The sequence below is a fragment of the Kitasatospora sp. CM 4170 genome (assembly GCF_032110285.1).
GTDB lineage: Bacteria > Actinomycetota > Actinomycetes > Streptomycetales > Streptomycetaceae > Kitasatospora > Kitasatospora aburaviensis.
The window spans coordinates 7,043,169-7,057,196 of the sequence record NZ_CP134877.1; the positions used below are offsets into that span (position 1 = coordinate 7,043,169).

The following is a 14,028-nucleotide window of genomic DNA, read 5'->3' on the forward strand; positions in this document are numbered from 1 at the left end:
TGCGGGCGGCCCGCCCCGTCCGTCGGGGTGGTTACTTGGGCGCGTCGACGCCCGTGGCCTTGGCGATGTCGCCGAGCATGGCGTCGGCGGCCTGGACGCCGATGCCGGACATCCAGGTCTCGTCCGGCACGTTGAACACCTTGTTGTTCTTGACGGCGTTCAGGCCCTGCCAGACCGGGGTGCCCTGGACCTCGCTCTGCTTGGTCTTGGTCGGGTCGTCGGCGACGGTGACGAAGACCAGGTCGGCGTCGGCCTGGTTGATCTGCTCGGCGCTGACCTCCAGCATCGACTTGTCGACGTCCTGCGAGGCCGGGCGGCCCAGGCCGGCGTCCTTCAGCACGACGCCGCTGAACGACTGCTTCTGGTAGAGGCGGGTCGGGCCGGCGACGAAGCGGACCACGGAGGCGGTCGGCGCAGTGCCGTTGTACTTGGCCTTGATCGCCTCGCCGAGCTTGGCGGCGCGGGCCTCGTAGTCGGCGAGCGCCTTCTTCGCCTCGGCCTCCTTGCCGAGCGCCTGTGCGTAGAGCGCGAGGTTCTCCTTCCACGGGAAGCCCGTGGTCTCGGCCAGCACGGTCGGCGCGATGGCGTTCAGCTTGTCGTAGACCTTGGCGTGCCGGACCTTCGAGGAGAGGATCAGGTCGGGCTTCAGGGAGGCGATCAGCTCCAGGTTCGGCTCGGCCATCGGGCCGACGTCCTTGGTGTCCTTGATCTTGTCCTTGAGGTAGCCCGGGAAGCCGCCCTCGGTCTTCATGTGCGGGGAGACCGCGCCGACCGGGGTGATGCCCAGCAGGGTGACGTCGTCCAGCTCGCCGCTGTCCAGGACCACGACGCGCTTCGGCTGGGCCTTGATCTCGGCGGTGCCGGCGGCGTGCGTGACGCTGCGCGGGAAGACCGCGCCGGAGCCGGCGGCGGCCGAGGCGGCGTCGCCGGCGGGCTTGGCGGCGTCCTTGGAGTCGCCGTTGCCACCGCAGGCGGCGAGCAGCGTGGTGGAGAGCGCGACGGCCAGGACGGCGACGGGGAGTCTGCGGGCGCGGACGGAGCGGTTCATGACGGTTCCTTGTCTCTGGTGCGGGGTTGCCGGACGGTTCCGGGCAGGGTGGGATACCGGCTCGGCCCGCGGGTGGACGGGGCGGCCGGAAGACGGAAGGGGGATCAGCCCGAGGAAGTGGCGGCGGCCCGCGATCGGGTCCGTGCCCGTGGTACGACCAGCGGGGTGCCGGTCTCCGGGTCGGGCACCACCCGGCAGGGCACCTGGAAGACCTCCTCGACCAGCTCCGCCGTCAGCACCTCGGTGGGCGCTCCGGCGGCGGCCAGCCGGCCGTCCTTGAGCACCACCAGGTGGTCGGCGTAGCGGGCGGCCTGGCCGAGGTCGTGCAGCACCATGACGACGGTGCGGCCGGCCTCGGCGTGCAGGTCGGCGACCAGGTCGAGGACGTCCAGCTGGTGCCGCAGGTCCAGGAAGGTGGTCGGCTCGTCGAGCAGCAGCAGCTCGGTGTCCTGGGCGAGCGCCAGGGCGATCCAGGCCCGCTGGCGCTGGCCGCCGGAGAGCCGGTCCACCTGCTGGTCGCGCAGCACGTCGGTGCCGGTGCGGGCCAGCGCCTCCTCGACCGCGGCCTGGTCGGCCTTGGACCACGGGCTGAGCATCCGCTGGTGCGGGAAGCGGCCGAGCCGCACCAGCGCCTCGACGGTGATCGCCTCGGGGGTGACCGGCTGCTGCGGCAGCAGGCCCATCCGCTTGGCCAGCGCCCGCGCCGGCATCCGGTGGATGTCGGAGCCGTCCAGGGTGACGGTTCCGGCGGCCGGGTCGAGCAGCCGGACCAGGCCGCGCAGCAGGGTGGACTTGCCGCAGGCGTTCGGGCCGACGATCGCCGTGACGGCGCCGCCGGGCAGCTCCAGGTCGAGCCCGTCCACGATCACCCGGTTGCCGTACCTCAGATGGAGGCCGTGGGCGGCGAGCCGGTTGGCGCCGGTCGGCCCCTCGCTCGCGGGCTGCCGGTCGGTGGCGGCGGTCATCAGTTGCTCCTCTGGGGGAGTCGGCCCTGGCGGATCATCAGCACCAGGAGCCAGGGCGCGCCGAGGGTGGCGGTGACGGCACCGACCGGCAGGCCGTGGACGGGGATCACGTGGAGCACGAGGAGGTCCGAGGAGAGCAGCAGCACGGCGCCGGTGAGCGCGGTGAGGCCGAGGGTGCCGAGGGTCGGCGGCCCGGCCAGCAGCCGGACCAGGTGCGGCACGGCGAGCGCGACGAAGGCGACCGGCCCGGTCAGCGCGGCGGCGAGCGAGGCGAGCGCGATGGTCAGGAGCAGCAGGAGCAGCCGGTCGCGGTTCGGGTTGAGGCCGAGGCCGCCGGCCGAGTCGTCGCCGAGGTCCAGGACGGCGACCCGGCGGTGGCAGAGCACCGCGACGGCGGCGGTGACCGCGATGGCGGTGCCGCCGATCCAGACCTCGGTCCAGTTGCGCCCGTAAAGCGAGCCGGTGGTCCACTGCATCGCGGAGGCGGCGAGCTCGGCGGGGAACCGGACGATCATCAGGTTGACCGCCGCGGCGAGGCCCTGCTGGACCGCCAGGCCGACCAGCACCAACCGGGTCACCGCCATCCGCGAGCGCCAGGCGAAGCCGCCGAGCAGCAGCGCGGCCAGCAGGCCGCCGCCGAGCGCGGCGAGCGGGATCAGCTCCTGCGAGGCGCCGGTGGCGAGCATCAGGACGGCGCCGAAGGAGGCCCCGCCGGTGACGCCGATGGTGTCGGGGGAGGCCAGCGGGTTGCGGAAGAGCCGCTGCAGCATCGAGCCGGCCACGGCGAGTCCGGCGCCGGCGATCAGCGCCGAGACCACCCGGGGGGCCCGGAACTCCTGCACCACCAGCACGTTTCCGGCGTCGCCGACGCCGACCAGGGCGCGCAGCGCGTCCCAGACGGACATCTTCACCTGCCCGGTGCCGAGCGCGACGCCGGTGAGCAGCACCAGCAGCGCGGCGGCCAGCAGGGACCAGGCGGCGGTCCGGGCACGGCGACGGGCGGCGCTCGTGCCCGCGGCCGCCCGCGCCGCGGTGTCCAGGGTGAGCGCGGTCATCGGGCCACCTTCCGGGCGAGCACGGCGAGCAGCGGCGCGCCGAGGAAGGCCGTCACGATGCCGACCTCGATCTCGGACGGCCGGACCACCAGACGCCCCAGCACGTCGGCGGCGAGCAGCAGCAGCGGACCGGTGATCAGGCAGCCGGGCAGCAGCCAGCGGTGGTCGTTGCCGAGCAGCGGCCGGACCAGGTGCGGGGCGGCGAGGCCGATGAAGGCGACCGGTCCGGCGACGGCGACCGCGCTGCCGGCGAGCAGCACGACGGCGAGGCCGCCGAGGACGCGGATCCGCGCGACCGGCACGCCGAGCGACTGCGCGGCCTCGTCGCCGAGGGCCAGCGCGTTGAGCGCGGGAGCGACGGCGAAGGCGCCGATCAGGCCGAGGGCCAGGAACGGCAGGACGGGCGTGAGGGTGTCGAGGTGCCGCCCGGCGATCGAGCCGGCCAGCCAGAACCGGGCCTCGTCCAGCGTGCGGTGGCTGGCCAGCATCAGCGCGGAGGTCCAGGAGGTGAGCACCACGGTGAGCACGGTGCCGCCGAGCGCCAGCCGGACCGGGTCGAGGTCCCCGCCGCGCCGGGACATCGCGAACGCCGCCACCGCGGCGACGGCCGCTCCGAGGAAGGCGAACCAGACGTACTGGACCGGCTGGGAGAGCCCGAGGGAGTAGATCGCGGCGACCACGGCGAAGCTCGCGCCGGCGTTGATGCCGAGCGTGATCGGCGAGGCCAGCGGGTTGCGGGTGACGCCCTGGGCGACGGCCCCGGCGACGCCGAGCGCGGCGCCGACGGCCAGGCCGATGATCGTGCGGGGGACCCGAAGGCCCGTCACCACGTCGGCGTCGCCACCGGACCCGGAGCCGGTCAGGGCGTCGACCACGGTGGAGATCGGAATGGAGCGGGAGCCGAGCGCGAGACTCAGTGCGACGCAGAGGACGAGCGCGCCGGCTCCGGCGGTCAGCAGCAGGGGCCGCCGAACGGCGGAGGCCCTGGGTGCTGCCGGGGCGGTGGCCGTCGGCGGGTCGGTGTTCAACACGATGCGAGATATTAGGTTAGGCATGCCTAACTTCGTCAAGCCCTGTCCCGATCCGTCCGTCCCGGGTGGAGCTGTCCGGGTTCAGGTCCGGACGGGTGGCCCGACCCTCGGGGCGGGTCGGCGATCGCGCGGTTCGGTGCGGCTGTAAGGTGAGCCTCACCTTAATCGATCTCGGGAGTGCCGATGATCTCGGGTGCCACACCCATGCCCGCGGCCCCGTCCGCACGGGGTTCTCTCTGTGCTGACGATGCGCCGGGCGGCCCGCTCGCCCCCGGCCCGCAGGCCGCCCCGGACGGTGTGCCCACCCGCGGGGCGCACCCGGCGCTCGCAGCCGGCGCGCTTGCACCCGCCGCGCTCGCGCGCACCGCCCACGCGCCCGGCGCTGGCGCGGTGTCGTCCCGCCATGTGGACGCTTCGCGCGTCCGTCGTGGCGACGCGGCGCTCGTCGCGGACTACCGGCGGCTGGTGGAACTCTGCCCGGCCCTCGCGCTCACGCTGCTCGCGGCCGAGGACCCGGACCCCGCACCCGCCCGGGGCTGGCACTCCGCGGCCGAACTCGCGGCCGATCCGGCCGCCTTGGCCGAGGCGCTGGCCGGCGAGTCCGCCCGGATCGCCCCGCTCGCCGCGGAGCACGGCACCTCACCGCGCCCGCACGTCGCCGCCTCCCGGCTGCTGCACCACTACGTCTGGTCCGCCTGCCTCCTGATCGCCGGCCCCTGGCACCTCGCCCGGCGCGTGCCCGTGATCGACCCCCGCGACCTCTGGCTGCACGCCCCCACCGGCGACCTCGCACTGCGCCCGCGCGCCCACCGCACCCTGCCGGGCGACGACGAACTCCGCGCCGAGCTGCGCGCCGCCGTCGTCGCCCACGTGGAACCGCTGCTGACCGCCTTCGCCGGGCCCACCCGGCGCGGCACCCGCGCCCTCTGGGGCATGGTCACGGACGACCTGGCCTCCGCCGTCTGGTACCTCGGCCGGATGCTCGACCAGGAGGCCGCCGCCGTCGCGGCCGCCGCATCGGTGCTGCCCGGCGGCACCCAGCCGCTCCCGGGCGCCGCCGACTTCCGCGTCCTGCGCGGCGCCGACGGCCTGGAGCACCACACCCGGACCCGGCTCGGCTGCTGCCTCTACTACACGATCCGCCCGGACTCCGCCTGCCTCACCTGCCCCCGCACCTCCGACGAGGAGCGGCTGCAGCGGTTCTGAGCGGCTGTCAGGCTCCTGGCGCCCCGGTGGGCGGATAGGCTCATCGCATGATCGACTCCACTACGCGGATCCGCCTCGCCCGCCCCTCCCGGGACCTCGCCGCCGCCGAGCGCTTCTACGTCGACGGCCTCGGCCTCTCGGTGCTCTGGCGCTCCACCGAGCGCGTGTCCGGTGAGCACGACCTGGTCATGGTCGGCCTCCCCGGCGGCACCTGGCACTTCGAGCTGACCCGCGACCCCGAGCGGCCGCTGGAGCCGACGCCGACCGTCGACGACCTCTTCGTCCTCTACCTGGGTGCGCCGGTGGACGAGGCCGTCGTCGCGCGCCTGGAGGCCGCCGGCGGAACGCGCGTGCCGGCGCACAACCCGTACTGGGACGAGTTCGGCGTCACCGTCGCCGACCCGGACGGGTACCGGCTGGTGCTCTGCACCCGCACCTGGGGCGCCTGAGCCGCGCCCGGCGCGGGCGGCGGCCGTAAATACGTGGACGCGAGGAGCGCGGCAGCCGATACTGCGCGCGGGCCGAACTCCACCCGCCCGAAGCAGAGGAGACGAGCGTGGCAACCGCCGTACGCGGCACATCCGTGGACATCACGACGTCGGACGGCACGGCCGACGCCTACCTCACCCGTCCGGACGACGGCCGCGCCCACCCCGGTGTGCTGTTCTTCATGAGCGCCTTCGGCATCCGGCCCGCGCTGACGGCGATGGCCGACCGGATCGCCGCCGAGGGCTACACCGTGCTGGTGCCCAACGTCCTCTACCGGTACGGCCGTACGCCGATCATCGAGCTTCCCGAGCCGCCCGCGCTGATCAGCACGGCCGCCGACCCGACGCTGTTCCAGCGCCTCGGCCCGATGATCGAGGCGCTCACCCCGGAGCTCTTCGCCCGCGACGCCGACGCCTACCTGGGCTGGCTGGCCGCGTCCCCGCTGGTCACGGACGGCCCGGTCGGCATCACCGGCTACTGCCTCGGGGCCGGCCTCGCCCTGCGCACGGCGGGAGCGTTCCCCGACCGGGTCGCGGCGGCGGCCGGCTTCCACGGCGCCTACCTCGCCACCGACTCCCCGGACAGCCCGCACCTGGTCGCCGAACGGGTCACCGCGGAGCTCTACTTCGGCCACGCCGACCAGGACCCGTCGCTGCCGGCCGAGGAGATCGACCGGTTCGCCGCCGCGCTCGCCGCCGCGGGTGTCAAGCACACCTGCGAGGTCTACGAAGGCGCCCGGCACGGTTTCACCCAGACCGACACCGTGCCCTACCACCCGGAGGGGGACGCCCGGCACTGGAAGGCGCTGTTCGAGCTGTTGGGGCGCGCACTCTGACGGCGCGTCCCGGCCGGGGCCGGGACGCACCTGCCTCCAGGGCGGAGCGGCCCCGTTCCCGGTGCCCCGCTGCGCCGGAGCGGGGCCGCTCCGCCGGGTGCTACGGCCTGACCGCCGGTTCCCACTCCTCGCGGAGCATGCCGAAGAGCACCCGGTCGTACCGGACGCCGCCGACCAGGGCCGCCGCGCGGCGGCGCCCCTCCTCCCGGAAGCCGAGCCGGGTGAACGTCCGGACGGCCCGCTCGTTGCCGCTCCAGGTGTCCAGCTCCAGCCGGTTCAGGCCGTAGGCGCCGAAGAGGTGGTCCACCAGCAGCCGCAGCGCCTCCGAACCGTGGCCACGGCCCCAGAACTCCTTCTCGCCGATGGTGATCCCGAGCGTGGCGACGCCGATGAACGGGTCGAGGTCGCGGTAGTCGACCATCCCGATGACGCGGCCGGTCGCCGCCTCCTCGACGGTGAGCACGGCGGCCTCCCTGGGGACCAGCCGGAGTATCGTCGAGAATCCGATCTCCACGCCCTCGGCCGTGACCGGCCCGAAGCACGGGTCCCCGGCTGCGGCGAACCGCACCACCTCCGGGTCGTTGCGCCAGCGGAGGTGGTGCTCCGCGTCCTCCGCGCGCAGTGCGCGCAGCTTCACCAGCGTTCCCTTGATCATGATCAGATCGTAGGCGTACGCGGCGGAGCGGTGCCCCGGAGCGGATCACCCCCTGCCGGTCCGTCAGCCCACGCTGATCCGGACCTCCTTGACGGCCAGCACCTTGCAGGACGACGCGGGACCGGCGGTCCCGGCACTGGTACCGGCCGCGGCCGTCGCGCCCGCCCCTGCGCCGGCGGTCCCCGAACCCGCTGTCCCCGAACCCGCCGTTCCCGAACCGGCCGTTCCCGAACCGGCCGTCGCCGACCCGCCGGTTCCGCGGCCGCAGCTCGTGCGGTCGACGAAGTGCCAGGTGAGCGTGGTGGAGCCGGCGGTGACGGCGGTCCAGGTCTGCCGGACGGTGTGGCCGCAGCCGGCCGAGTCGGCCGGGCAGCTGCTCAGCGGGGCGTCCGGGCCCCGGCGGACGATCGCCGGGTCGCCCTCGCCGGCGAGCTGCCAGCCGTGCGGCAGCGGCGCGGAGGTCAGGCTGACGCCCACCGAACCGCCGACCGCGAGGTGCACCTCGGACGGTTCGAAGGCGGGCTGCCGGCCGCCGCCCACGGCGTCCGCGTCCTTGTCGGCGGGCAGCGCGAGGACGGTGTCCGGCTGCCGGCCCGGCCCGTCGGCCGCGGAGGAGGAGCAGCCGGCCGCCGTGGCCACCACCACGAGGGCGGCGGCCACGGCGAGGCCTCGGTGGAGCGGACGGCGTCGGCCGCCCGTCACGCGTTCCCCTCCCGGACGTCGCGCCGCAGCGAGATCAGCGCGGCGACCTCCGCCAGCCAGCGCGCGAACAGGTGCTCGCGCCCCAGGTCGGCGCCGGTCGCCGCAGCGGCCTGCAGCCAGCCGCGGACCAGCGTGCGGCCGGGCTCCCCGATGACCGGGTCGGGCAGGGCGAGGGCCGCCGCGAAGCCGCCGGCCCGGACGTGCTGGGCCAGGAACCCCAGCGGGTACGGGCCGATGCCCGCGGCCTCGGCCCGGTGCGCGGCGGCGATGGCGGCCTCGGTGAACAGGGCCTGGCGCGGGCCGCCGGCGAGCAGCAGGCCGCGGGTGACGGCGGCGGGGACGTCGAGGTCCGCCAGTTCGGCGTCCGACCGGACGGTGGTCATTTCGGCAGCTCCAGGGCGGTCGACTTGTTCAGGGGGTGGTCGCCGGGGGTCAGTCCGCCGAGCTGGCTGTTGACGAACTGCTCCTCCGTCACCCAGGAGGTGAAGCCCCAGGGGTTGTAGATCTGCAGCCTGTCGCCGTCCCGCCCGATGATCATCATCTGGTGGCCGGAGTCGCTGTTGCGGACGGTGATCGGGACGGGCAGGCCCTCGTCCACCGACTTCTCGATCCGGGCCAGCGCCGCCCGCCGGTCCGCGTCGCTCTCCAGCTCGACGTGCTCGTAGTCGGCGCCGGTGGCCTTGCCGAGGTCCTTGTCGGCCAGGTAGGTCTGGGCCTTGGGGCCGAGGCCGCTGTCCTCCTTGGGGTAGGTCTTCCGGCCGTCGACCTTCTGGCCGTCGATGTACTCGCCGATGTAGGTCTTCTGCAGCCGCTGCTCGAAGTTGTCCGGCGAGTCCGCGCCGGGCACGTCGGGCGTGCCGCCGGTGGTCAGCTGGTACATCAGCAGCGGGTCCAGCTTCGCCTGGGCGATCACGGTGGACGCGGCCACGCAGTCGCTGACGTTGCGCTGCGAGTAGACCGAGTACCCGTCGATGTTGACCTGCTGGCCCTGGTACGTGACGTCGATGTTGTCCGAGGACTCGCGGTTGGTGTCACCGGTGCTGGTCGCCGGCACCAGGTGCTGGGCGAGCCAGGCCGGGTCGTCGCCGTGCGGGTGGATGCCTTCGTCGAACTTCTGGATGTCGGCCACCGAGTGGCCGGCCGCCAGCGCCTTCCACAGGTACGCCGACTCCTCGGGCGACTTGGCGTTGGAGAGCAGCGCGCGGAAGGCCGCCTGGTCGCCGCCGGGCATCACGCCGAGGATCTGGGTGGCGCGGTCCAGCTGGTTGGGCGTGAGGATGTAGCCGTCGTCCTCGCCGGCGCCCGGGTTCTTCTCGGTGGCCAGCACCACGGCCGCGAGCGGGTCGATCGACCCCTGGCCGGCCCGTTCGGCACGGGCCTTGGACGCCAGCTGGTTGAGCTTGCTCGCCGTGCTCGTCCCACAGCTCTCGGCGCGGCGGGCGCCCGACAGCTGGGCGGCGACGCCGTTCAGGGCCTCCTCGCGCGCGCCCTGGTCGAAGCCGCCCGGGTCCTTGCGCGCCTTCTCCCGCGCGGCCTGCAGCTGCTGGCGGCCCTGGGCGTCGACGGTCTTCGCCCACTGCAGGTCGTTGGCCCAGGCCTCCAGCACCTTCGCGGCCTCGGCGAGGGTGTCCTTGGAGGTGACCGTCTCCGCCGACATCGCGTGCACCGCCTGGGTGGCGTGCTCGGCCACCGAACCGGTCCAGACCGCGGGCAGCTGGTTGGCGGCTATGCCGGAGAGGTCCTGCGCGGCCTTGCCGAAGGAGGCGGCCGCCTTGGCGTAGTCCTGGGCCCGGGCCCGGATCGCACCCGGGTCGCCGACCGGCTCCGGGACGGCCAGCGCCTTGTCGATCCCCTCCAGCAGCTGGAGGTTGGCGAACATGAGCGAGAACTTCTCGATGCTGTGCTGGGCGCTCTCCAGGTCCTTGACCTTGCTCATCGGCCGCCGCCCGCCGGCACCAGCGAGGCGGCCACGGCCTTCTCGGTGTTGCGGTAGTTCGCCGTGGTGGTCGACATCTTCTGCGCCAGCTCGTCCAGGGCGCGCTGGGTGACGTCGATCTCCTTGGACCAGTTCTGGTCGAAGGACGACCAGGCCTTGTCCATCCCGAACTCGCCGAAGGCCGTCGACGCGTAGCAGAGCGCGCCCGCGTAGGCGGTCTTGGCCTCCGCGATGTCGGTCGCCGTCTTGCTCAGGGCCTCGCTGACCCCGTGCAGTCCGGCCACGTTGACGCCGTATCCGCCGGCTCCGCCGTCACCCGTGCCCCCGGAACCCTGGGCTGGTCCGCCACTCATGTCTCCCCGTTCCCCCGTCTCCGGCGTACGCCGCGCGACCGGTGCCGCCCGGCTCCGGTACGTCAGTCCGTATGGCTCGATGCCCGCGCGACGTGGTGCGGCGCGGGCATCGGGGGTGAGCCTAACGTGTGGCGCGGACCGTGCCGCTACGCCCTCCGCGACGGCGCGGGCTGCTCGATTCCTTCACGGTGAGGGCGCGTCGGCTCCGCGTCCTGCCGGGAATCCGCGCCGGGTGTTGGGGTGATTTTGGGCTTCGTGGTGGAACCGGCGACGGGTCGGACGGCGTCCTCGGCCGCGCCGGCGGTGCGGGCTGCCGGGGTGCCGGCGCCGGCGTCGGCGTGGCTCCGGACGTCGGCCCGCGCCGGGCTCCGGCGCCGGTAGCGGCGGTCGGTGGCCGTGAGCAGGGCGAGCAGCAGGGCGGCCGCGGCCGAGGCGACGGTGACCCGGAACGGCGCGGTGGGGCCGACGTGGTCGGCGAACCAGCCGCCCAGGAACGTCCCGGCCGACTGGGCCAGGATGATCGCGCTGACCAGCGCGGCCATCGCCTCGCCCAGCCGGGCGGTCGGCACCGTCCGCTCCACCAGCCCGAACATCGTGATCATCTGCGGGGCGACGGCCACCCCCAGGCAGCCGATCGCGGCGGCCAGCGCGGTCACACCGCCGCCGGAGAAGAGCAGCAGGACGGAGGCGGAGCAGAGCAGGACGGTCCCGGCCCGCAGTCGCAGCGGGAGCCCCCACCGGATCGGGAGGGCGGCGGTGGCGATGCCCGCGAAGGCGCTGGTGAAGCCCATGAACCCGTAGAGCAGCCCGGCCGCACCCGGCTGCCCGAGGGCGTCCGTGGTGGCCGTGACACCGACCTGCACCGAGCCGAAGCAGGCCCCCAGCAGTCCCATCCCGGCGAGCAGCAGGACGTACGGAGCGCTCAACAGGCGCTCGCCGGAGCGGCGGTGGGCGGCCCGCTCCCCGCGGGCCCCGGCGGTTCCGGGGGCGGTGGTGCCCGGAGCGGCGGTGGGGTGCAGGGCGAACAGGGTGGCGCAGGCGCCGACCAGCGCGGCCGCGGTCAGCAGCCCGACGGCCGGCGAGGCCAGGGTGGCGAGCACACCGACCAGCGCGGGACCGGTGGTGAAGGAGATCTCGTCCACGATGCCGTCCAGCGAGAGCATCGAGGACGTCAACTCGGCTTCCCCGTCGGCCAGCCCGACCCATCGGCTGCGCGACAGCGGGCCGACCAGCGGCACCGAGAGCCCGATCAACGCGGCCGACCCGATCTGCCACGCCAGGTCGAGCCCGCCCTCGGAGGCGGCCACCAGCGCCAGGATCGCCACCGTGTTGACGGCGGCCGCGACCAGGCCGACGGACCGCTGTCCGCGCCGGTCGGCGAGCCGGCCGACCAGCGGCCCGCCGACCGCCTGGCCGACGGCCAGTGCGCCCGCGACCACCGAGCCCCGCCAGACGCTGTCGGTGTTCCGGGTGACCAGCAGGAGGGTGCCGATCGGGCACATCGCATTGGGCAGCCGGCCCAGCAGCGACCAGACCAGCACTCCACCGCCCGTCAGCTGCGCCGCCGATCGGAATCTTGTGACCACGGACATTCGGTGAGCCCCCACATGCGGCCGGGGTGGGCGCCCGCCTCCCACCACCGGCCCGGCCTGTGGAAGGGCCGCGGGTGAGCCTCGACCGTAACGGCCGGTCGGACGGGCGGGTAACCGTACGATCACCCAGCGGAGTCTCCCGAGGTCGCTCGCCCGTCTTGGAGGACCGGCCAACTCCGGCCGGGGCGCGGCCCGGTGGGGGCGCGGGCGGCCGGGCGCCGGTGAACGGCGCAGGCCGCCCCGGGTGAACTGTGCCGGGCGGGGCGGGTGAACCGTGCGTCGCTCAGAACCGGTGGACGGTGCAGGGGGAGTGCTCGAAGGGCGTCCTGGCCCCCTTGACCGGGCGCAGCTCCGCCTTCCACCGGTTGTCGATCACGCCGCGCCGCAGGGCGAACAGCTGGTTCGCCCGGTCCGCCAACCGGGCCCGGTACTCCGCGACGACGTCCGCCGCGTTGACGGCCAACTCCCCGACGAGCTCCTCCAGGAGGCAGGTCGCGCAGCCCGGGCCGGGGCGGAGCCGGCAGCGCGGGATGCCCGCGGCCTCCAGCCCCCAGAAGGTGAGGTACCCGTCCGGGCTCACGCCGACCAGGAACGCCTCGGGCCCGGTCTCCGCGCGGCAGGCGTCCAGCAGGCGTCGGCGCAGCGCGGCGGGATCGGTCGGGACGATCGGCTTCGCGACGATCCACAGGAGTAGGCGGCCGAGGTGGTACGCCACCGCGAGTCCGATCGCCGTCCAGCAGGCGGGCACCAGCCAGCCGGGGCCGGATGAGTGGCCGACCGCCAGGCCGAGCGCGGACCACCCGTACGCCGACACCGCGTCGCCCAGCGTCGCCCCGGGGCGGAGCCAGAGCCGCAGCACCGACCATGCCGCGAGGGCCGGGATCGCCACCGTGCCCGCGGTCACCAGTGCGTCCATTGCCCGCCCCCTCCCGGTGGTCCCTACTACCTTCTTCCACGCGGGAGTTGGCGGTGAACCCGGGGGCGCGGGCGGATACCCGCCCCGCGCCGGTGCAGCCGACGCCGCCCCCCCCGGGGGGGCTCAGCCGACCAGGCTCTTCCGGATCTGGTCGAGGATCAGGCCCGCGCCGGTGTAGCCGATGCCGAGCATCCACAGTCCGTCGTCCACGGCATGGACCCGGCCGGTGCGCACCGCCTCCAGGTTCCGCCAGAGCGAGCCTTCCATGATCTTCGCCCGGTCCGACTTGGACGCGTCCCCGTACACCGAGTAGAAGATGACGTCGGCGGCCGCCTGGTCCACCTGCTCCGGGCTGATCTCGACGGAGAACCCGGGCTTGTCCTGGTTGGCGGGCCGGCCGAGGCCGAGGTCCTTGAAGACCGAGCCGATGAACGTGTCGTTGAGGTAGAGCCGGGTGGGGGCGCCGGCCAGGAAGCGGGCCATCTCCACCTTGGTCGCCGCGGCCTTCTCCGGACCGCCGAGGGCCGCCACCAGCTCCGCCGCCTCGGTCCGGTAGGCGGACTCCACCGCCGCCGCCTCGCTCTGGCGGCCGAGCGCCTCGCCGTGCAGGCGGAAGTTCTCCTTCCAGGCCGGGCCGGTGGTCTTGGTGAGGACGGTCGGTGCGATCTTCGACAGCTCGTCGTACCGCTTGTCGTCGCGGACCTGGTTGCTCAGGATCAGGTCCGGCTTGAGCGCGGCGACGGCCTCCAGACTGGCCTGGCCGATGGTGCCGACGGTCTTGGTCCCGGCCAGTCGCGCCGCCGGGAGGTAGCCGGACAGCGGCGCTCCCGCGGCAACCGCGGTCGCGCCCACGGGGGTCAGGCCGAGCGTCACGGCGGTGTCCAGCACATCGGTGTCCAGCACGACGACGCGGGCGGCGCGCGCGGGGACGGTGCTCTCGCCGCGGGCGTGCCGGACGGTGCGGGTGCCGGCCGGCGTCTTCCCCGAACCGTCGCCGGAGCCGGTGGAGGCGGTCGCGTCGGCCGAGCCGCCGGAGCCGCAGGCGGCCAGTGCCAGACCGGAGGCCGTGGCGGAGACGAGGGCGAGCAGTGCGCGGCGGGTGAGGGCGGGGGCGGAGGTCTGGGCGGGGGGCATCGGGCGACTCCGTTCCGGAAGGCGGCGAGGCGCCCGGATCCCTGCCCGGTGGCGGTGCCCGTTACGCCTCGGTGCCCCTTTGCGCCCCGGTGCCCGTTGCGCCGCGGTGCC

At 74.7% G+C, this 14,028-nt stretch carries 15 protein-coding genes; 3 read left to right on the plus strand and 12 right to left on the minus strand.

Annotated features, from left to right (window positions below; translation table 11 throughout):
* Positions 1–31: 31 nt before the first annotated feature.
* The 4 genes from RMN57_RS29715 to RMN57_RS29730 form a co-directional block, all read right to left on the minus strand.
* Positions 32–1,048, minus strand: a complete 1,017-nt coding sequence (locus RMN57_RS29715; protein ID WP_313766361.1) for an iron-siderophore ABC transporter substrate-binding protein — start codon at positions 1,046–1,048, stop codon at positions 32–34.
* Between the two features lie 104 nt (positions 1,049–1,152).
* Positions 1,153–2,013: an ABC transporter ATP-binding protein gene (locus tag RMN57_RS29720; protein ID WP_313766362.1), complete on the minus strand. Its 861-nt coding sequence runs from the start codon at positions 2,011–2,013 to the stop codon at positions 1,153–1,155.
* The gene (locus tag RMN57_RS29725; RefSeq protein WP_313766363.1) at positions 2,013–3,068 is read right to left on the minus strand and encodes an iron ABC transporter permease; all 1,056 of its coding nucleotides are present in this window, start codon (positions 3,066–3,068) and stop codon (positions 2,013–2,015) included. The genes RMN57_RS29720 and RMN57_RS29725 overlap by 1 nt, the downstream gene beginning before the upstream one ends.
* The gene (locus RMN57_RS29730; RefSeq protein WP_313768015.1) at positions 3,065–4,030 is read right to left on the minus strand and encodes an iron ABC transporter permease; all 966 of its coding nucleotides are present in this window, start codon (positions 4,028–4,030) and stop codon (positions 3,065–3,067) included. The genes RMN57_RS29725 and RMN57_RS29730 overlap by 4 nt, the downstream gene beginning before the upstream one ends.
* A 474-nt stretch (positions 4,031–4,504) precedes the next feature.
* Here RMN57_RS29730 and RMN57_RS29735 point away from each other — a divergent pair, with 474 nt between their 5' ends.
* From RMN57_RS29735 to RMN57_RS29745, 3 genes are all read left to right on the plus strand, one after another.
* Positions 4,505–5,305 carry a (2Fe-2S)-binding protein gene (locus RMN57_RS29735; protein WP_313766364.1) on the plus strand — a complete coding sequence of 267 codons (801 nt, stop codon included), beginning with the start codon at positions 4,505–4,507 and terminating at the stop codon, positions 5,303–5,305.
* Positions 5,306–5,352: 47 nt separating this feature from the next.
* Positions 5,353–5,754: a VOC family protein gene (locus RMN57_RS29740; RefSeq protein ID WP_313766365.1), complete on the plus strand. Its 402-nt coding sequence runs from the start codon at positions 5,353–5,355 to the stop codon at positions 5,752–5,754.
* Between the two features lie 107 nt (positions 5,755–5,861).
* Positions 5,862–6,629, plus strand: coding sequence for a dienelactone hydrolase family protein (locus RMN57_RS29745; protein WP_313766366.1), 768 nt, complete (start codon positions 5,862–5,864; stop codon positions 6,627–6,629).
* 100 nt (positions 6,630–6,729) lie between these two features.
* On the opposite strand, the gene RMN57_RS29750 is transcribed toward RMN57_RS29745, so the two are convergent.
* From RMN57_RS29750 to RMN57_RS29785, 8 genes are all read right to left on the minus strand, one after another.
* On the minus strand, positions 6,730–7,284 hold the full coding sequence (locus tag RMN57_RS29750; protein WP_313766367.1) for a GNAT family protein: 555 nt from the start codon (positions 7,282–7,284) through the stop codon (positions 6,730–6,732).
* A gap of 63 nt (positions 7,285–7,347) precedes the next feature.
* Entirely contained in the window at positions 7,348–7,944 is a 597-nt protein-coding gene (locus RMN57_RS29755) for a hypothetical protein (protein WP_313766368.1), read from the minus strand.
* A gap of 38 nt (positions 7,945–7,982) precedes the next feature.
* A complete protein-coding gene (locus tag RMN57_RS29760; RefSeq protein WP_313766369.1) occupies positions 7,983–8,369 on the minus strand; it encodes a hypothetical protein in 387 nt (128 codons plus the stop codon).
* Complete coding sequence (locus tag RMN57_RS29765) at positions 8,366–9,922, minus strand: hypothetical protein (protein WP_313766370.1); 1,557 nt, start codon at positions 9,920–9,922, stop codon at positions 8,366–8,368. The genes RMN57_RS29760 and RMN57_RS29765 overlap by 4 nt, the downstream gene beginning before the upstream one ends.
* Positions 9,919–10,275, minus strand: coding sequence for a type VII secretion target (locus RMN57_RS29770; RefSeq protein ID WP_313766371.1), 357 nt, complete (start codon positions 10,273–10,275; stop codon positions 9,919–9,921). The genes RMN57_RS29765 and RMN57_RS29770 overlap by 4 nt, the downstream gene beginning before the upstream one ends.
* 146 nt (positions 10,276–10,421) lie before the next feature.
* Complete coding sequence (locus RMN57_RS29775) at positions 10,422–11,861, minus strand: MFS transporter (RefSeq protein ID WP_313766372.1); 1,440 nt, start codon at positions 11,859–11,861, stop codon at positions 10,422–10,424.
* A 289-nt stretch (positions 11,862–12,150) separates the two neighbouring features.
* On the minus strand, positions 12,151–12,783 hold the full coding sequence (locus RMN57_RS29780) for a hypothetical protein (RefSeq protein ID WP_313766373.1): 633 nt from the start codon (positions 12,781–12,783) through the stop codon (positions 12,151–12,153).
* A 123-nt stretch (positions 12,784–12,906) separates the two neighbouring features.
* Complete coding sequence (locus RMN57_RS29785) at positions 12,907–13,917, minus strand: iron-siderophore ABC transporter substrate-binding protein (RefSeq protein ID WP_313766374.1); 1,011 nt, start codon at positions 13,915–13,917, stop codon at positions 12,907–12,909.
* Positions 13,918–14,028: the final 111 nt, after the last annotated feature.